Origin of the sequence: Skermanella stibiiresistens SB22, assembly GCF_000576635.1 — a bacterium.
Taxonomy (GTDB): domain Bacteria; phylum Pseudomonadota; class Alphaproteobacteria; order Azospirillales; family Azospirillaceae; genus Skermanella; species Skermanella stibiiresistens.
In genome coordinates this window covers 141,289-161,156 of record NZ_AVFL01000016.1, presented here as the reverse complement: position 1 = coordinate 161,156, position 19,868 = coordinate 141,289, and the positions used below count along the sequence as shown (strand labels likewise).

At 65.6% G+C, this 19,868-nt stretch carries 11 protein-coding genes; 5 read left to right on the top strand and 6 right to left on the bottom strand.

Going from position 1 to position 19,868, the window contains the following annotated elements:
* Positions 1 to 83: 83 nt before the first annotated feature.
* Together N825_RS20905 and N825_RS20900 are read right to left on the bottom strand one after the other, a co-directional pair.
* Positions 84 to 1,568 (bottom strand): RimK family protein, encoded by a 1,485-nt coding sequence (locus N825_RS20905; RefSeq protein ID WP_037456421.1) that lies wholly within the window; start codon positions 1,566 to 1,568, stop codon positions 84 to 86.
* Positions 1,569 to 2,651 carry a GNAT family N-acetyltransferase/peptidase C39 family protein gene (locus tag N825_RS20900; RefSeq protein WP_245613184.1) on the bottom strand — a complete coding sequence of 361 codons (1,083 nt, stop codon included), beginning with the start codon at positions 2,649 to 2,651 and terminating at the stop codon, positions 1,569 to 1,571.
* A 357-nt stretch (positions 2,652 to 3,008) separates the two neighbouring features.
* Here N825_RS20900 and N825_RS20895 point away from each other — a divergent pair, with 357 nt between their 5' ends.
* The 3 genes from N825_RS20895 (at position 3,009) to N825_RS20885 (ending at position 9,059) form a co-directional block, all read left to right on the top strand.
* Positions 3,009 to 5,486 carry a glycogen/starch/alpha-glucan phosphorylase gene (locus tag N825_RS20895; protein ID WP_037456420.1) on the top strand — a complete coding sequence of 826 codons (2,478 nt, stop codon included), beginning with the start codon at positions 3,009 to 3,011 and terminating at the stop codon, positions 5,484 to 5,486.
* Positions 5,487 to 5,957: 471 nt separating this feature from the next.
* The gene (locus N825_RS20890) at positions 5,958 to 7,397 is read left to right on the top strand and encodes a DEAD/DEAH box helicase (protein ID WP_063833890.1); all 1,440 of its coding nucleotides are present in this window, start codon (positions 5,958 to 5,960) and stop codon (positions 7,395 to 7,397) included.
* A 48-nt stretch (positions 7,398 to 7,445) separates the two neighbouring features.
* Positions 7,446 to 9,059 carry a peptide chain release factor 3 gene (locus N825_RS20885; RefSeq protein ID WP_037456418.1) on the top strand — a complete coding sequence of 538 codons (1,614 nt, stop codon included), beginning with the start codon at positions 7,446 to 7,448 and terminating at the stop codon, positions 9,057 to 9,059.
* A gap of 61 nt (positions 9,060 to 9,120) precedes the next feature.
* Here N825_RS20885 and N825_RS20880 read toward each other — a convergent pair whose 3' ends face one another.
* From N825_RS20880 to N825_RS20865, 4 genes are all read right to left on the bottom strand, one after another.
* Positions 9,121 to 10,329: a GGDEF domain-containing protein gene (locus N825_RS20880; RefSeq protein WP_037456415.1), complete on the bottom strand. Its 1,209-nt coding sequence runs from the start codon at positions 10,327 to 10,329 to the stop codon at positions 9,121 to 9,123.
* 71 nt (positions 10,330 to 10,400) lie between these two features.
* Positions 10,401 to 11,477 (bottom strand): transglutaminase family protein, encoded by a 1,077-nt coding sequence (locus N825_RS20875; RefSeq protein ID WP_245613183.1) that lies wholly within the window; start codon positions 11,475 to 11,477, stop codon positions 10,401 to 10,403.
* Positions 11,455 to 14,064: a circularly permuted type 2 ATP-grasp protein gene (locus N825_RS20870; protein ID WP_245613182.1), complete on the bottom strand. Its 2,610-nt coding sequence runs from the start codon at positions 14,062 to 14,064 to the stop codon at positions 11,455 to 11,457. The genes N825_RS20875 and N825_RS20870 overlap by 23 nt, the downstream gene beginning before the upstream one ends.
* Entirely contained in the window at positions 14,057 to 17,389 is a 3,333-nt protein-coding gene (locus N825_RS20865; RefSeq protein WP_037456412.1) for a transglutaminase family protein, read from the bottom strand. Before N825_RS20865 ends, N825_RS20870 begins: the two co-directional genes overlap by 8 nt.
* Positions 17,390 to 17,791: 402 nt before the next feature.
* On the opposite strand from N825_RS20865, the gene N825_RS20860 reads away from it, so the two are divergent.
* Together N825_RS20860 and adh are read left to right on the top strand one after the other, a co-directional pair.
* Entirely contained in the window at positions 17,792 to 18,103 is a 312-nt protein-coding gene (locus N825_RS20860; RefSeq protein ID WP_037456410.1) for a hypothetical protein, read from the top strand.
* A gap of 181 nt (positions 18,104 to 18,284) precedes the next feature.
* Positions 18,285 to 19,805 carry an aldehyde dehydrogenase gene (adh, locus tag N825_RS20855; RefSeq protein ID WP_037456408.1) on the top strand — a complete coding sequence of 507 codons (1,521 nt, stop codon included), beginning with the start codon at positions 18,285 to 18,287 and terminating at the stop codon, positions 19,803 to 19,805.
* Positions 19,806 to 19,868 lie beyond the last annotated feature (63 nt).

Sequence of the window (19,868 nt, the reverse complement as noted above, 5' to 3'; positions counted from 1 at the left end):
TTTCAACGCAAGCCGTTTACGAATGTTCCAATCGGGACCTACAAAGAAATAAGTCTTGAAAGTGCAACTAAGCGGTATATCGATCAGCCGCGTCCGGCTTCCCCGTTTGACCTGCCGTCCAAACGTCGTATGAACTCGCGAATGATAATTTTATATAATTCATCCTTTAATCTGAGATCCTCAACGCCTGTATCAATATTGGGGTTGTCATTGATCTCGATGACGAAGATCCCACGGTCGTTCTGCTTCAGATCAACTCCATAAAGACCGTTACCGATCAGGCCCGCCGCCTTGACCGCGATCTCCACCACGGCGCGCGGCGCCTCGTCCACCAGCATCGTCTTGAACGACCCCTGCTCGAACCGGCCATCGCTGCCATGCTTGACGATTTGCCAGTGTTTCTTCGCCATCAAGTATTGGCAGACGAAGATCGGCTGCCGGTTCAGCACGCCAACCCGCCAGTCGAATTCCGTGTACATGAACTCCTGTGCCAGGATCACATCGGATTGCTCGAACAGCGTCGCGGCGGTCGCCTCCAGCTCGCCCCGGTTCTGCACCTTGTAGACCCCGCGCGAGAACGAGCCGTCCGGGATCTTCAGGACGATGGGGTAGGGGATGTCCCGCTCGATCGTGGCGACCTTGGCCTTGTCCACGATGATGGTCTTGGGTGCCGGCACCTTGTTGGCCCGGAGCAGTTCGGCCAAGTAGACCTTGTTGGTGCATTTCAGGATCGAGTTGGGGTCGTCGATCACCGCCATCCCCTCCTTCTCCGCCTTTTTGGCGAAGCGGTAGGTGTGGTCGTCCAGGGCGGTGGTGTCGCGGATGAACAGCGCGTCATATTCCGCCAGCCGCAGATAGTCCTTCTTCTCGATGAGGTCGATCGCGATGCCCAGGCCCTCGCCGGCCTTGATGAACTTCTGGAGTGTCTTGGCGCTGCTGGGCGGCAGCTCGTCCTTCGGGTCGTGCAGCAGCGCCATGGTGTAGCGGGGTGGGGCCTTCTCGGTCGGTTCGCGCCACGTGGCCTTGGTGTAGGCGTCCAGCGCGGCGCGGAAGTGATCCTCCTGGTCGGGCCGGAGGTCGTCCAGCGCCAGCGGCTGGAGCGAATGGATGTGCCAGTCGTCCTTCAGGCGGATCTGGATCTTCAGCATCGGGCAGCGGAACACGTCGAAGGCGCGCCGCGTCAGGTCCTGGAACCGGCGGTCGTCGGCGCTGCCGAAGAAGCTGTACAGGGTGAACGAGGCTTCCGGCGGCTGCGCCATGCGCTTGGCCCGCCGGCGCAGGAGTTCCTCCAGCTCGGGCAGCGCGAAGCGGTAGATGCTCTTCTGGCTGAGATCGAGGATCGTCTTGACCGACGGGATCACCTTGTGCGACCGCGCCTCCGCCAGCAGCGAGCAGTAGTAGCCGGCGCCCAGATAGCTGTAGGCGCGGCTGAGGTTGACGATCTTGGGTGCCCGCGTCCGGATCGTCTCCGGTCGGGCGATGTAGTCCTTGGTGGTGATGATCTCCAGGTCGGAGCGGTCGAATTTGAAGGTGGAGGCTTTGTCGACGATGATCAGGTGGGACGACATTCAATGAATATCCTGGCGATTGTGACCCCGGACGGAGCCTTGCCGCCGGGAGCGTAGGACGACCATGGCCTTCAACTGCGCCTTGCCGTAGCGGGCCATGCGCTCGAAGTCCTTCTTGAGGATCGGCATGTTGACGCGATCGGTGTCGCTGGTGTGCTTGGCCGTCTCGACCAGGGGATCGTGGACATAATAGAACCGCTCGTCGCAGCCGGCGACGACGACCCAGTGCGGAAACTTCTCGCGGTAGATCCGGTAGGAGCTGATCAGCACCACCGGGATCGCCCCGGACGCCAGCAACTCGGTCAGTTCACCGGCGCCGAACGCCCGATAGCTGACCGTGATGTCGGTCTCCGCGATGTCCTTCTGCATGTCCTCCTGGACCAGCCTCAGCACCTCCTTCTTCTCCTCGCTCCGGACGCTGTCCAGGAACAGCGCGCGGTCGTCGTTGAGGATCAGTTCAACCTCGAAACCGCGCCGCCACGCCGACAGCGCCAGCCCGTATGGACCGCAGCCGCCATGGCCCGAGGTCATGAAGATGGTGGTGGACTCCCGCCAGATCCGCAGTTCCAGCGCGCGGTTCAGGTCCAGCGCCGGGTCCAGGGCCTTCATCGCCATCATCAGGGCCGATGGACCACAGGTGAAATCCAATGTTTGTTCATAATAGGGCACCTTGATGCCCCGCGGTCCGGCCGCGTTGGTCAGGCGCTTCTCCAGGCGCAGCGCCTCCATGTGGTCGGCGTAGTAGTCCCGGTAGATACCGAACTCGCGGAACCCCGAGCGCCGGTAGAGCGAGATCGCCGCCTCGTTGTCGCGCCGCACCTCCAGACGGAGATAGACGCATTCGTGGTCCCTCGCCTCGCGCTCGGCCTCGTCCAGCAGGCGCTGGGCGACGCCCTGGCGCCGGAAGTCGGGATCGACCGCGAAGGAGTAGAGCCGCGCCAGCGAGGTTCCGGCGTTGAACAGCAGCAGCACGTAGCCGGCGACGCGTTCGGAGGGAATGCCGGGCGTGGCCGTGGCATGGCTTTCCAAAAGACAAACGGCATTGCCACGCTTGAGCAGATAGTTGAGGTTGCGCCGCGTCAAGCGATCCTGCTCGAAGGAGCGGTTCTCGACCTCCAAAAGCGCCGTGATATCCGAAACGGTAGCGCGTCTGATCCTCTTTGCCGGCCCGTTTTGCTGAACTACTGTTGTATCCGTGGTATCGTCCTGCATCTTGCCCTTCGGGATGGACACCGGCGGCCCAATGGCAACCCGGTGGCCCCTCCATCCTACTCCCTTCCCGGCGACAGGGAAGATGCGGCGAAAATAACCGGGCGCATAGATCCGGATAGCAACGCTTAGGAAGTCTTAACTGAAATAGCGGTACACGGGTAGTCATTCGCGCGACAACACCGACGCGCGGTCCGATTCATGAAGTTTGCAGCAGAAAGTCGCGTATCCATGGACGCACGCTACAATCCGCGAAACCTGGAACACCGGGGCCTGGACACCGAAGCCTTCAAGCGATCCTTCCTCGAGGGCTTGGTTTACACGGTTGGTAAGGACAGTCGTTCGGCGACCCGCCGCGACTGGTTCACCACTTCGGCGTTCGCCGTGCGGGATCGCCTTGTCGACCGCTGGATGGAGACGACCCGGAACTATTATCAAGCCGACGCCAAGCGGGTGTACTACCTCTCGCTCGAGTTCCTGATCGGCCGCCTGATGACCAACAGCCTCGCCAACCTGGGCGTGATGCGCGAGGTCGGCGAGGCGCTGGACGGATTGGGCATGCGCCTGGACGACATCGTCGACGTCGAGCCCGACGCGGCGCTGGGCAATGGCGGCCTGGGCCGTCTGGCCGCCTGCTTCCTGGACAGCATGGCGACGCTGGGTCTCCCCGGCTATGGCTATGGCATCCGCTACGAGTTCGGCCTGTTCGAGCAGCGGTTCGAGCACGGCTGGCAGGTGGAGCATCCGGAGCACTGGCTCCAGTTCGGCAATCCGTGGGAGTTCCCGCGTCCCGAGGTGCTGTACCCGATCGAGTTCTACGGCCGGGTCGAGGAGACCCGCGACAGCATGGGCGAGCGCGCCTACAAGTGGGTCGATACCGAGCGCGTGCTCGCGATGGCGTTCGACACCCCGGTCGTCGGCTATGGCGGCAAGACCATCAACACGCTCCGGCTCTGGTCGGCGCGGGCGACCGCCGACTTCCATTTCGGGCATTTCAACGACGGCGACTACATGAAGGCCGTCGAGCAGAAGATCCTGTCCGAGAACCTCAGCCGCGTGCTGTACCCGAACGACGCGACCGACGCCGGCCGCGAGTTGCGCTTCAAGCAGGAATACTTCTTCACCAGCGCCTCGCTGCAGGACATCCTGCGCCGCTACACCCAGCACCACAGCGGCTTCGACGAGCTGCCGGCCAAGGCGGCGATCCAGATCAACGACACGCATCCCGCCATCGGCATCGCCGAGCTGATGCGTCTGCTGGTCGATAAGCACGCGCTCAACTGGGACCACGCCTGGGACATCACCCAGCGCACCTTCTCCTACACCAACCACACCCTGTTGCCGGAAGCGCTGGAGGCGTGGCCGGTGCGGCTGATCGAGCGTGTCCTGCCGCGGCACATGCAGATCATCTACGAGATCAATGGCCGCTTCCTCCAGAAGATCCAGGCCCGCAAGACCGTCGACAGCGGCACCCTGTCGCGCGTCTCGCTGATCGACGAGAACGGCGATCGCAGGGTGCGGATGGGCAACTTGGCGTTCATCGGCAGCCACAAGGTCAACGGCGTCGCCGGCCTGCACACCGAACTGATGAAGCAGACCGTGTTCGCGGACCTGCACAAGGAATTCCCGGACCGCATCAACAACAAGACCAACGGCATCACGCCGCGCCGCTGGCTGCACCAGTCCAACAAGCCCCTGTCAGACCTGATCACCAGCCGGATCGGCAGCGGCTGGATCCGGAACCTGGAGGAGTTGGAGGCCCTGAAGCCCCGCGCCGAGGACGAGGTCTTCCGCGAGGAGTTCCGCCGGGCCAAGCGGCAGAACAAGAAGCGTCTGGCGGCGCTTATCGGCCGGGAACTCAACATCGAGATCTCCGTCGACAGCATGTTCGACGTCCAGGTCAAGCGCATCCACGAATACAAGCGCCAGCTTCTGAACGTGCTTCAGACGATCGCGCTGTACAACGACATGCGCGACAGCCAGACGGTCAACTGGGTGCCCGTCACCAAGATCTTCGCCGGCAAGGCGGCTCCCTCATATCACATGGCGAAGCTGACCCTGAAGCTGATCAACGACGTCGCCAAGGTGGTCAACCAGGATCCGTCCGTCCGCGGCCTGCTGAAGATCGCCCTGCTGCCGAACTACAACGTCACCCTGGCCGAGGTGATCATGCCGGCGGCCGACCTGTCGGAGCAGATCTCGACGGCGGGCATGGAGGCGTCGGGCACCGGCAACATGAAGCTGGCGCTGAACGGCGCGCTGACGATCGGCACGCTGGACGGCGCCAACGTGGAGATCCGCGAGGCCGTCGGCCCCGAGAACATCTTCATCTTCGGTCTCAACGCCGAGGAGGCCGGCTCGCTGCGCCACGGCAATTACAACGCGCGTGACGTCATCGCGGCGAACCCGCCGCTCAAGCGGGCACTGGACATGATCGCCAGCGGCGTCTTCTCGCCGGATGATCCCCACCGGTATCGCCCGCTGATCCAGGCCTTGACCGACGGCGGCGATCCGTTCCTCGTCACCGCCGATTTCCAAGCTTACCGCGAGGCGCACGAGGCGGTCGCCGACCTGTACCGCAACGCCGACCAGTGGACCCGCAAGGCGGTGATCAACACGGCGTCGATGGGCTGGTTCTCCAGCGACCGGACCATCGGCGAATACGCCAAGGACATCTGGGACGCCGTCCCGGTCCTGCCGGAGGACTGAGCGCGACACCCCCGGCGCTCCGCGTCCAAGGGGTGCCGCATTTCGTTGGGGTGAGCAAGCCCGCCCGCGGTGTCAACCACCGCGGGCGGGCTTTCGCTTTTCGGATAGCCTGGGCGCGCAACCCTGCCATGACAGCATGCCGCAGGGGGCGTAACATTGAAATCGCCTCTGGTAATTTCCGGAAAAGGTGCTATCTACACCCGTGTTGAGTGGCTTGGGCCCCCGACGGTCGGCATGGTGCCGTATCCGCATTTCGGCCCCTCGTGCCTTGCGGATATTGTATTGCTGGACCATCGGCCGCGACTTTTCGCCCGATCGCCCCGCTCCCTCATTCTCCGAAAGCAGCCGCTCGTTGCGCGCGACGCCTCCCCGCCGGATACGCCGACGGGAGCGCCGCTTTTGTCTTGTCCCAAAGTGGTGGCATGTGCCTCCGCTCTGTGGACGCACGTATCGAGGATTACGTTTTTGACCATGACTTTCGCTGAGCTCGACCTGCACCCGACCCTCCTTCAGGCCGTTGAAGCCGCTGGCTACAACGAGCCCACGCCAATCCAGGAGAAGGCTATTCCCCTGGCGCTGAGTGGTCGGGATCTGGTCGCGTCGGCCAATACCGGAACCGGCAAGACCGCCGCGTTCGTTCTTCCGGCCCTTCAGAAGCTGAAGACGCCGCGCCCGGCCGGCAGCTTCGGACCCCGCGTCCTGGTGCTGTCGCCCACCCGTGAACTGGCGACCCAGATCCTGGACGCCGTCCGCAAGTATTCCAAGTTCGACCGGGTCCAGACCGGCGTGATCCTGGGCGGCATGCCGTACCGCGAGCAGCTCCGCATGCTCGAGCGGCGCGTCGACCTGATCGTCGCCACTCCGGGCCGTCTGATCGACCATCTGGAGCGCGGCCGCGTCAACCTGTCGGGCCTGGAACTGCTCGTCCTGGACGAAGCCGACCGCATGCTGGACATGGGCTTCATCGAGCCGGTCGAGCAGATCGCCGCCGCCTGCCCGGCGACCCGCCAGACCCTGATGTTCACCGCGACCTGCGATGGTCCGATGGAGCGTCTGGCCGCCCGCCTGCTGAAGAACCCGGAGCGGATCGACATCGCTGGCCGCAACGTCAGCCATGACACGATCGACCAGCGTCTGCTGCGCGCCGACGACCTGGGCCACAAGCATCGCCTGCTCGACCATCTCGTCACCGCCGACGCCGCTGGCAAGACCATCGTCTTCGCCGCGACCAAGCGCGACGCCGATCGTCTGGCGGAGGAGCTTTGCGCCAAGGGTCACGCCGCCGGCGCGCTTCATGGCGACATGAAGCAGCATCAGCGCAACCGCACGATCGAAGACCTGCGCCGCGGCCGCATCCGCCTGCTGATCGCGACCGACGTGGCCGCGCGGGGCATCGACATCTCCGACATCACGCAGGTCATCAACTTCGACCTGCCGAAGATCGCGGAGGATTACGTCCACCGGATCGGCCGCACCGGCCGGGCCGGCGCCACCGGCAACGCCTTCTCGTTCTTCACCCGGAACGATTGGAAGCAGGTCAAGGCGATTGAGCACTTCATCGGCAAGCCGCTGACCAACCATGTCATCGCCGGCCTCGAGCCGACCGAGCGTCCGCGTGGCGCCAGCGCTCCCGGCGGCTACGCCAAGCGTCCGTATCGTGGTGGCGGCCAGGGTGCCGGCGCTCCGGGCGGCCGCGGCGGCTTCGGCGGCCAACGCCGTCCGGACGGCGCTCCGGGTGAGCGCGCGCATGGCCATGCCGAGCGTGGCGGTCACGGTGACCGGCCGCACGCCGAGCACCGCAACGCCGGTGGCGATCGTCCGCATGGCGAGCGCGGCGGCTACAACCCGGTGCGTCGCGACCGCGACCATTCGGCTGGTGGCGGCCGTCGCGGGTACTCGTCGGCCAGCTAAGGCTGGTAGGACGATCCGGTACGGTTGGTAAGCCAGGAGAGGCATCTCATGAGTGATCTGCAGGATGCCGTCTCCCGGCGCCGGACGTTCGCGATCATCGCGCACCCCGACGCCGGTAAGACGACCCTGACCGAAAAGCTGTTGCTGTTCGGTGGTGCGATCCAGCTCGCCGGCGCCGTCAAGGCGCGTGGCGAGCAACGGCGCGCCCGGTCGGATTGGATGAAGGTGGAGCGCGAGCGCGGCATTTCGGTGACCGCCTCCGTGATGAACTTCGACTACGACGACCGGACCTTCAACCTGGTGGACACGCCAGGCCACGAGGATTTTTCCGAAGACACCTACCGCACGCTGACAGCCGTCGACAGCGCCGTCATGGTGATCGACGCCGCCAAGGGCATTGAGACCCAGACCCGCAAGCTGTTCGAGGTCTGCCGACTGCGCGACGTTCCGATCATCACGTTCGTCAACAAGATGGACCGCGAGGCCCGCGATCCGTTCGAGTTGATCAGCGAGATCGAGGAGACGCTGGCGATCGACGTGACGCCGGCCAGTTGGCCGATCGGATCGGGCCGGGACTTCCTGGGCTGCTACGATCTGTTGCGCGACCAATTGATCCTGATGGACAAGCGTCAGGGCGATGTCGCGAGCCAGGGCGTCAAGTGCGAGGGCTTGGACGATCCCAAGCTGGACGAGTTGCTGCCGGCCCACGCCGTCGCGACCCTCCGCGAGGAGGTCGAGATGGCGCGCGGCTTGTGCCCGGAATTCGATCTCGAATCCTACCGCGCCGGCCACCTGACGCCGGTGTTCTTCGGCAGCGCCATCAATAATTTCGGCGTTCAGGAACTGTTGAAGGGCCTGGGCGAACTTGCCCCGCCGCCGCGGCCGCAGCCGGCCGACGGACGGATGGTCGAGCCGGACGAGCCGAAGGTTACCGGCTTCGTGTTCAAGGTCCAAGCCAACATGGACCCGAACCACCGCGACCGCATCGCCTTCTTCCGTCTGTGCTCCGGCCATTTCCGCCGCGGCGTCAAGCTGAAGCACATGCGGTCGGGCAAGCTGCTCGCCGTCAACAACGCCGTCCTATTCCTGGCGCGCGACCGGGAACTGGCGGAGGACGCCTGGCCGGGCGACATCATCGGCATCCCGAACCATGGCTCGCTTCGGATCGGCGACACGCTGACCGAGGGTGAGGATCTGCGGTTCACCGGCGTGCCGAGTTTCGCGCCGGAACTTCTGCAGCGCGTGCGGCTGGATGATCCCATGCGGGTCAAGCATCTGCGGAAGGCGCTGGAGCATTTCGCGGAGGAGGGGGCCAGCCAAGTCTTCAAGCCAATGCTGGGCTCGGATTGGCTGGTTGGCGTGGTCGGTCAGCTTCAGTTCGAGGTCTTGGCCGCGCGGATAGAGGCGGAATACGGCATCGCCGCCCGTTTCGAAACAGCGTCGGTCGACGCCGCCCGGTGGATCGAATGCGAGGACCCGGTCGAGATGAAGCGGTTCGTCGACTCGAACCGCGCCAATCTCGCCGAGGACCACGACGGTGCGCTGGTCTTCCTGTCGCGCAACACGTGGCACATGAACCGCACCCAGGAGGACTTCCCCAAGGTGCAGTTCCTCAAGACTCGCGAGCAGAACCGGATCGTACAGCAAGCCGCCGCGCAATAGGCGCGGCGGCCCCTCAGCGTCATCGGGCCGCTTTATCGGGCCGCGATCCTCGGCCGCCTGCTCACACCGCTTCCAGGGCTTCCAACTTCTCCTCGATCGACGCCTGCTCACCACTGCAGACGCGGTCTTTTCCCGCTTGTTTGGCCACGTACATCCGATGGTCCGCGATTTCCACCAGATGGTCGGCTGTCAGGGGATCTTCCGCCAGGGCTTCGGCGACTCCGATGCTGGCGGTTTGAGGCTTGCCATCGGGTCGCATTCCCAGGCCGAACGACCGCAGGCGCCTCAGCGCCGATAAGGCGCCGGGGGTGTCGGTATCCGGCATCACGACCAGGAACTCCTCCCCACCCCAGCGGATCACCAAATCGCCCTGCCGCAGGCCGGTCAGCAAGGCTTGGGCCGCGTCGCGCAGCACCCGGTCGCCCCCCTCGTGGCCGAAGCGATCGTTGACCTTCTTGAAATCATCCAGGTCGATGAAGACCAGCGACAACGGGCGCTGGTTGCGCCGCGCGTTGCCGAACTGGAGATTCAGCATTTCCTCGCCGATCCGGCGGGCATAGGCGCCGGTGAGCTTGTCGTGCGAGGACTGGCTGACCAGCGCCATCAGGAAGTGAAGCTGGCTCATCGCCGCCAGCGTCGCGACCGACGAGAGCAGCAGCAGAAGCCACATGGCGCCGAGATAGGAATTGAACGGGAAGATCGCCGAGCCGTAGACACCGGCGGTCAGATGGGCGAGCAGCAGCGGCGTCGCGAAGACCACCCCCTCGATCGCGGTGATCGGGAAGACGCTGAGCCCGGCGCACATGACGAAGGGCAGGAACGCGTAGCCCGCCGCGATGGCCGCCGCCGCGCTGGTGGGGTCGAACTCGTTGACCATCGGATGCGACGCGATGAAGAACAGGGTGGGCACCGACAGCAGCCAGCCCAGCGCCGTCCAGGCGTGCCTGATGCCGTCACCACCCTTGTACCACAGCGCCAGAGTGCCGAAGGCGATGCTGGCGGTGATCCGGAGCGCGGCGAGATAACCCCACTGCGGCCAAGCGAACAGATACATGTCGATGGCGATCCAGATCGGAGTCAGGATCGAGAAGACCCCCGCGACGATCCGGGCTCGCGAGACGATCAGCGCGGCGCGCCGCCGTTGGATCACCGGCGAGTGTCTCCTCGGTTCGATCAGGTCGTGAACCTGCGCCAGGGAGATGTCGCCATCGATGTTCGCCAAAGTTTTGTCGGCGATCTGGACCAGGAGTTTGGAGAGTTTTTGTTTCACGCCTTCGCCCGCAAGGCCTTGGTCTATTTTGCGGGATTATACTAAAATAAGCCCTACATTGGTAGGGTTTTTCAATCGGACAGCGGCTCTACATCCACCTCCACATCCAGGGAGTGGCCCCAGCCACCCAGAATCACGCCTCTGACGGGACTGACATCGTCATAATCGCGACCCCACGCGAGCGTGATGTAGTCCGTGTCGGCCGGCTTGTCGTTGGTCGGGTCGAGATCGACCCAACCTACCTCGGCGCCGCACCAGACCGAGAACCAGGCATGCGACGCGTCGGCGCCGATCAGCCGCTCGCGGCCCGGCGGCGGGTATGTCCGCAGATAGCCGCTGACATAGCGGCCGGGCAGTCCAAGCGAGCGCAGGCAGCCGACACCGAGATGGGCGAAATCCTGGCAAACACCGCGTTTGTGGGCCAGCACCTCGGCCAGGGGCGTCGCGACTGAGGTCGCGGTCGAATCGAAGGTGAAGTCCTCGTATATCCTGTGCATCAGATCGAGCGCCGCTTCGGCCACGGGACGATCCGCCGGGAACGAGGGCGCCGCGTAGGCCGCCAGATCGGCCGACGCCTTGACCATGACGCTGTCGAACAGGAACTCGTTGGCCTCGATCGCCTCCAGGCCGCGCGGCGCTCGGGCGGTGTCGCGGACCTTCTCCCATGTGGGCGAGGCGGCCGCGTCCAGCCCGGTCGGCGGCTTCACCTCCAATTCGATGACCGACTCGATGACCAGGGACCGATGGGGAGCCTGGACCGCGAAGTATTCGGACGGGTTGCCGAAATAATCCGTCCAGGCGTTCCGCACCGCCGGTTCCGGTTTGATCGTCAGGCTGATGGACGAGCAGGTTTGCCGCAGATGCTCGCGCGGGAGCAGGTGGACGATGTGCTGCGACACCGATACGCCGTCACCATAGTGATAGCTGGTGGTGTGCCTTGTCCGGTAGCGCATCGCCGCCGCGGCGGTCGGCTTCCCGGCCTCAACCTCGGGCTCCGCGCCCGCTTCAAGCTCCGCCCCAGCGTCAAGCTCCGCCTCCGCCGCGGTTTCTGGCGCGGCCTCGGTGACGGCCGGCGCATCCGGCGTCGGCTCGGGAAGGTCGGGCGACTCCGCCGCGGTGACGGGGTCAGGCGGGGCGGGAGAAGGCATGGCTGAAATAGGCATGGGCCAACAGGTTGGAGATTTCCGGCAGCCGGTCGGCCAGACTATTGAGCGCGCCGCGCAGCGCGAAGCGGTCGCGGATGATGTCGGGTTCGCGCAGCATCTCGCGCGTGTCCTCGATCAGGCGGATCGCCGCCGTGATCGGGCTCTGGTTGACCCGCAGGTTGACCACCGGCGGACGCGGCAGCGCCGCCAGATGGCGCGCCAGATGGGACAGCTGATAGGCCAGCGCGCGCGGGTTCGACTCGTCGCACAGCAGCAGGTACAGCACCGGCGTGCGCTGCGCGGTCGTGTAATAGCGCTCCCGGTAGGTCATGAAGCTCTCGCCCAGTTCCAGCAGGATCTCCAGCACGGCGGCCTCGTCAGACGCGCCGTCGCTGATCCGGGAGCCGCGCATCAGCGCGACGCAGTTGATGCCGCGCTCCAGGCGCCTGCCGATGTCGAGGAATCGCCAGCCCGGACCGCGCGTCATGCTCTCCTGCTCCAGGCCGGCCAACGCCGCCAGCGTGGTGATCATGTCATCCAGCCGCAGCAGCATGGCGGTGTCGATCCGCGCCCGCGCCGGCGCCGGTTCGCACTGCCGATCCAACTGCGAGATCACCCGCCACATGTCGAGCGAGAGCCGGTCGCGGACGCCGGCCGCCGTGCGGTGCAGGCGCTGGATGTTGGCGCGCAGGCTGTTGGGATGGCCGCCATCGAACACGGCGCCCTGGAGCGCCTGGCGCAAGCCGCGTCCCGTCCCCCGTTCCGCCATGTCGGCGAGATCACGGGGCACCATGCCGCTCCAGTCCATCAGCCGCATCAGCGGCACCAGCTCGTCGCCGGCGCCAGGCCGCGTTCCGTCGGACAGCCGGGTGTAGACCCCGCGCAGGATCCTCAGCGTGCTTTCCGACCGCTCGGCGTAGCGCCCCAGCCAGAACAGTCCGTCCGCGACCCGCGACGGCAGGTCGCCGCTTTGTGATTTGAACTCGACATCACGGGACGCCACGGTGCGCGGCGCCGTGTTGCGGACCTCGGATGGAACGCCTTGGACGCGCGGCGCCGCCGCCCGCCCCTCGGCGGGGCCCTTGGCCAGTACCCAGGTGTCCTTGCTGCCACCCCCGTGCTGCATCGAGACGATCAGCCGGCCGGGAGTCGCCGACATCCGGGTCAGGCCGCCGGGCATCACCGTGTATCCGCCACCGGGCTTGGCGGCCAGATAGACCCGCATCACCAGTGGGCGGGGCTGCAACCCGCCGTCGATCCAGGTCGGCACGGTCGAGAGGCCCAGCTGCTCCTGGCCGATGAAATCGCCCGGCCGGGCTTTTATGTTGGCGACCATCTCCTGGCGTTCCAGCCGCGTCAGCGACGATCCGAACACCGGGTTGGAGCCGAGATGGGCGAAGGCGGGCTTGATCACCAGACGATCGAGGTGCTCGATCACATAGGTCCGTTCCTCCTCCTGCCCGCACCACCACATGGCGACACCGGGCAGCTTCAACTGCTCGCCCATCAGGTGGCGGCACAGCATCGGCAGGAACGGCTTGAACGACAGCGACTCCACCAACCCGCTGCCGAGCGCGTTGGCGACCGTGACGGTGCCGGCCCGCACCGCCTGGACCAGCCCCGCGACGCCCAGCGAACTGTCGGCGCGCAGTTCCAGCGGGTCGCAATAGTCGTCGTCCAGGCGGCGCAGGATCACGTCGACCGGCTCCAGCCCGCTCAGCGTCTTCAGGAACACCTGCCGGTCGCGCACGGTCAGGTCGCCGCCCTCGGCCAGCGTGATGCCCAGGTGGCGCGCCAGATAAGCGTGCTCGAAATAGGTTTCGTTGTAGGGACCGGGCGTCAGGAGGACGATGCGCGGGTCGTCGGTCGGGCGGGGCGCCAGCTTGACCAGCATCTCGCGGAGCGTGGTGAAGAAGGGCGCCAGCGTGCGGACATTGCAGTCCTTGAAGGCGTCGGTCAGCACCCGGCTGACCACGGCCCGGTTCTCCAGCGCGTATCCGGCGCCGCTGGGTGTCTGGGTGCGGTCGGCCAGCACCCACCACCGCCCGTCGGGCGCCCGCGCCAGATCGGCGGCGTAGAGATGCAGGAAGATGCCATTGGTCGGCGTGGCGCCGTGACAGGCCCGCTGGAACCCCCGGTCGGAGAACAGCAGCGAGGGCGGCAGGCGGCCGGACCTTATCAGGTCCTGGGGACCATATAGGTCGGTCAGGATGGCGTTGAGCAGGGAGGCGCGCTGGGTCAGCCCCGCCTCGATGGCGTCCCACTCGTCCGCCGGGACAAGCAGGGGGATCATGTCGAGCGGCCAGGGCCGTTCCATGCCCTGCGGGTCGCCGTAGATGTTATAGGTTACGCCGTTCTGGTGGAGGAGCCGGCGTGCCGCCTCCCACCGCTCGGCCATCAGCGACGGTTCGAGCGCTCCCAGGCCACCCATGAACTTCTGCCAGTGCGCGCGCAGCCGTCCACCCCCGGTGACCATCTCGTCATAGACCGGGCCGGTGCCATAGTGGAGCGCGTGGGCGTCACCGAACAGGGAACCCTGTCCGGTGACGGTGCGGTCTTCTTCGGATGCTAACGCTTCAATATCAGCCAAGGCGCAGGTCGAGGGTCAAGGGAAACTCCAGGTTCCGCCGCTCGGGCGGCGTCTCCATAGGACCCGGAGTGTGACCGAATGGGAAGAAGCGGGCAAGCCGCCGTCCTTCGGCCTCGTGGGCGTTAACCGGGAATGTCTCGTGATTCCGGCCGCCGGGATGGGAGACATGGTACGAGCAGCCGCCGACCGAACGGCCCGACCACGTGTCCAGGATGTCGAACACCAGCGGGCTGTGGACCGGGATGGTCGGGTGCAGGCAGGAGGGCGGCTGCCAAGCCCGGTAGCGCACCCCAGCGACGAATTCACCCTCCACACCCGTGGGATGGAGCGGAACCCGGCGTCCGTTGCAGACGACGGCGTGACGCGACCCGGTCATGCCGCCGATCTTGACCTGGACCCGTTCGACCGAACTGTCCACGTATCGCACCGTGCCGCCGCCGCCCGGCTCCTCGCCCAGCACGTGCCAAGGTTCGAGCGCTTGGCGGATCTCCATCACCATGCCGCGATGCGCCACTTCGCCGCACAGCGCGAAGCGGAAGTTAACGTGTGGGGCGAACCACTCGTCCTGGATCGGATAGCCATGCTGCCGCATGTCGGACAGCACGTCCGACAGGTCCTGCTGGATGAAGTGCGGCAGCATGAACCGATCGGCCAGCTCGGTGCCCCAGCGCACCAGCTTGTTCTTGTAGGGCGTCTTCCAGAAGCGGGCGATCATGGCGCGGATCAGGAGCTGCTGCGTCAGGCTCATCTGGGCGTGCGGCGGCATCTCGAAGGCGCGGAACTCGACCAGCCCCAGCCGTCCGCTGCTGCTGTCCGGAGAATACAGCTTGTCGATGCAGAACTCCGCCCGGTGGGTGTTGCCCTGCATGTCGGTCAGCAGATGGCGCAGCACCCGGTCGACCAGCCAGGGCGGGCAGAATCCACCATCGGCGGCGTGGTCGATCTGATTGAAGGCGATTTCCAGCTCGTATAGAGAATCGTTCCGCGCCTCGTCGATCCGCGGCGCTTGGCTGGTCGGGCCGATGAAGAGGCCGGAGAAGACATAGGACAGCGACGGGTGGTTCTGCCAGTAGGTGATCAGGCTGCGCAGCAGGTCGGGCCGGCGCAGGAACGGGCTGTCGTTGGGCGTGGCCCCGCCGACCACCACGTGGTTGCCACCGCCGGTGCCGACATGCCGCCCGTCCAGCATGAACTTCTCGGTCCCCAGCCGCGCCAGCCGCGCCTCCTCGTAGAGGGCGACGTTGTTGCGGACCAGCTCGTCCCAGGTGTGCGAGGGATGGATGTTGACCTCGATCACGCCGGGGTCCGGGGTGACGGCCATGCTGTTGAGGCGCGGATCGCGGGGCGGCTGATAGCCCTCCAGGATCACCGGCATGTTCAGTTCCACCGCCGTCGCCTCGATCTCCGAGACCAGCGCCAGATAATCCTCCAGCATGCTCATGGGCGGCATGAAGATGTAGAGCTTGCCGTCGCGCGCTTCGCAGCACAGCGCGGTGCGGACCACCCACCACGCCGACTTGCCGGCTTCCGGCACCTCCGTCCGCACCTCCGCCATGGCCTGATAGGCTTGGCGGCGCAACGCCTCGGGCTTCGGCGGCTCGATCGTGCGCTGGCGCAGCGGCACCGTGTTGGGGGGCAGGGGGGCCCGGTCGTCGAACGGGTCCTGCTCCCACGAGAACGGGTAGTCCCGCATGTCGACCCAGGGCAGCGAGCCCAGCGGCAGGCGATAGCCCAGCGCGCTGTCGCCCGGCGCCAGCAGCAGCCGCTCCTGGCGCAGCGGCCACGTGCTGGACAGCCAGACCGGTCCTTTCTGGTCTATCCGGCGGTTGATCGGCAGGGCGAATCCCACCGGCTCGTTCAGGCCGCGCTGGAAGACCTTGGCGAGCCTCGCGCGCTCCTCCTTGTCCTCCAGCTTGCTTTCCAGCGGATCGACGTTGATCGGAAGCTGCGACTCCTTGCGCAGGTAGTGCCAGGGATCCTCGTAGGCCGCCAGCACCAGGCTGGCGTCGATGCCCAGCCGCTTGGCCAGCGTCACCAGGAACAGCCCGGCCTCCTCGGTGCCGAAGCCGTAGTCCACCGTCTCCTTGCCGAGCAGGTCGGAGTTGGCCCACAGCGCGTCGCCGTCGCGCCGCCAGTAGATGCTCAGCGCCCAGCGCGGCAGGCTCTCGCCCGGATACCACTTGCCCTGGCCGTAATGCACCAGCCCGCCCGGCGCGAAGCGGCGCATCAGGCGGTCGAGCAAGGTGGCGGCGTATTTCCGCTTGGTCGGCCCGACGGCGGCGGCGTTCCACTCCGACCCCTCCATGTCGTCGATCGCGACGAAGGTCGGCTCGCCGCCCATCGTCAGGCGGACGTCGCCCTCCGTCAGTTCGAGGTCGATCTTGTGGCCGAGCGCCTGGATGGCGCCCCATTGGGTATCGGTATAGGGCTTGGTGACCCGAGGCGCCTCGTAGATGCGCTGGATCGTCATCTCGTGGCCGAACTCAACCTCGCACTCGTCAACGGCGCCGGTGATGGGCGCGGCGCTCGACGCGTCAGGGGTACAGGCCAGCGGGATGTGTCCCTCGCCGGCCAGCAGCCCGGAGGTCGGGTCGAGGCCGATCCATCCGGCACCCGGCAGGTAGACCTCGGTCCAGGCGTGCAGGTCGGTGAAGTCCACCTCGGTGCCGCTCGGGCCGTCGATCGACTTCTGGTCGGCGGTCAGCTGGATCAGGTACCCGGACACGAAGCGGGCGGCCAGTCCCAGGTTGCGGAGGATCTGGACCATCAGCCACGCGCTGTCGCGGCATGACCCGGTACCAAGCGTCAGCGTCTCCTCCGGCGTCTGGATACCGGGCTCCATCCGGATGACATAGCCGATCTCCTGCTGGAGGCGCTGGTTGACCGCCACCACGAAGTTGACCGACTGCATCGGCTCGCGCGGGACGGAGGCGACCCAGGCCGCCAATTTCGGCCCAAGTTCCTCCGTCTCCAGGTAGGGCCGCAGCTCGCGCAGCAGCCACGGCTCGTATTCCAGCGGCCACTGCTCGGCGCTGGGCTCCAGGAAGAAGTCGAACGGGTTGATGACCGAGATCTCGGCGACCAGATCGACCTCGATCGACAGCACGTCGGTCTTTTCCGGAAAGACGAAACGCGCCAGGTAATTGGACTGCGGATCCTGCTGCCAGTTCAGGAAATGCTGCTTCGGCTCGACCTTGAGCGAATAGCTGAGGATCGGCGTCCTGCAATGGGGGGCTGGCCTCAGCCTGACGGTCTGCGGCCCCAGGGACACGAGCCGGTCGTACTTGTAAAAGGTCTTGTGGTTGAGTGCGACGTGGATCGCCATGAACTTGCCTCGAAATTCTTGGTGCGCGGCGCGCCGTTCGCCACGCGGGAAAGGTCCGGCCGCCGGTCGACATCCCGGGCGTCCTGTCTCAGCCTAACATCATATCCCGCAATGCGGCATCGCGGTACCCGGCAGAATCACCCGAATGAGGAAAAACGCCGGTCTTGTTGACCCCACCGAAGCGGCCTATCTCTAGCGACACTATGTCGCATGCATAACCGGGCGTGCATAGTGGGACGAAACATGGTTCCAGAAACCTCACACGGGAGGTGTCAAGCAAGCCCAGACCCGGGCATCGCCCACCGGTTCCAAGCCCTCCGGCCGACGTGACGGCGGCATGCCCAGCGGAATTCGAACCAAGAAAAAAGAAGATGGAGGGCACCCTGGGGAAGGAAGCCTGTGATGGGGATCGTCATCGAACTCGGCAAGGGGTTTGGTCCTGAAGCCGAACCGGAACGGGGAATACCCGAACTGGCCGAGCGGGTCGCGGACGCCTGCCGTAATCGCCTGCTGGAACGGAAAGCCGCCGCCGTCTCGTTCAACCATATCAGCGAACAGCTTGGCATCGATCCGCGGCTGGTGCCCCGCGCGGTCGCCTGGCTGGAGCGGAACGGCAGGGCGGAGGTGCGGGACTTCAAGATGCGCAGCCGACCGCACGTGACGGTGCTGGGGATCTGCCGGATCGACGACATCGACATGTGCCCGCCGACCTGAGGCGGTCGGTTCCCCGCTCGCAGGATCAATGCCGCCGGGGCGCGACAAGCGCTCCGGCGAAAAACCGTCCGTCAGGACAATCTGTCGCAGTGCGTCTAAGGTATCATATACAGCGCCCCCGGTTTTCCGGCATTCAATAGGCCGCATCAGGAAAACCAGACAGTCGTACAAGGGGGAAACAATGATTCACCAGGCTCTCGACAAATTCAGTCAGAAGATCGCGATCCGTCCGAAGTATGATAACTTCATCGGTGGACAATGGGTCGCTCCGGTTCGCGGACAATACTTCAGCAACATTACCCCGATTACCGGAAAGCCGGTTGGTGATATCGCCCGTTCGACCGCCGAGGACATCGAGCTGGCGCTGGATGCCGCCCACAAGGCCAAGGACAAGTGGGGCCTGACCTCTCCGGCCGAGCGCGCCAAGGTGCTGAACCGCATCGCCGACCGGATGGAGGAGAACCTCGATCTCCTGGCCTTGGTCGAGACGATCGACAACGGCAAGCCGATCCGCGAGACGACCCACGCCGACCTGCCGCTGGCGGTCGACCACTTCCGCTATTTCGCCGCCTGCATCCGCGCCCAAGAAGGCTCCGCCTGCGAGCTGGACAGCACGACGGTGGCCTACCACTTCCACGAGCCGCTGGGCGTCGTCGGCCAGATCATCCCCTGGAACTTCCCGCTGCTGATGGCCGTGTGGAAGCTGGCTCCCGCCCTGGCCGCTGGCAACTGCATCGTGCTGAAGCCGGCCGAGCAGACGCCCCTGGCGATCATGGTGCTGGTCGAGCTGATCGCCGACCTGCTGCCGCCGGGCGTGCTGAACGTCGTCAACGGCTTCGGCGTCGAGGCCGGCAAGCCGCTGGCGCAGAACAAGCGGATCTCGAAGATCGCCTTCACCGGCGAGACGACGACCGGCCGCCTGATCATGCAGTACGCGTCCGAGAACATCATCCCCTGCACGCTGGAACTGGGCGGCAAATCGCCGAACATCTTCTTCTCCGACGTGATGGCCGAGGAGGATGATTTCTTCGACAAGTCGCTCGAAGGCTTCGCGATGTTCGCGCTCAACCAAGGCGAGGTCTGCACCTGCCCGAGCCGCGTGCTGATCCAAGAGAGCATCTACGACCGCTTCATGGAGAAGGCGATCGCCCGCGTCAACATGGTGAAGCAGGGCAACCCGCTCGACAGCTCCACCATGATCGGCGCCCAGGCGTCCAACGACCAGCTCCACAAGATCCTGTCCTACATCGAGATCGGCAAGGCCGAAGGCGCCAAGGTGCTGACCGGCGGCAACCGCGCCATCCTGGAAGGCGAGCTGGCCGACGGCTACTACGTCCAGCCGACCGTGCTGGAAGGCAACAACGCCATGCGCGTCTTCCAGGAGGAGATCTTCGGGCCGGTCGTGTCCGTGACGACCTTCAAGACCGAGGAGGAGGCGCTCGCCATCGCCAACGACAGCCTGTACGGGCTGGGCGCCGGCGTGTGGAGCCGTGACGGCAACCGCGCCTATCGCATGGGCCGCGGCATCCAGGCCGGCCGCGTCTGGACCAACTGCTACCACCTGTACCCCGCCCACGCGGCGTTCGGCGGCTACAAGCAGTCCGGCATCGGACGTGAGAACCACAAGATGATGCTCGACCACTATCAGCAGACCAAGAACCTGCTGGTCAGCTACAGCCCGAAGGCGCTGGGCTTCTTCTGACCGCGGGAATGTATCCGGACTATCCTCGCTGAACTTGGCCTCTCTCCCCGGCGACGGGGAGAG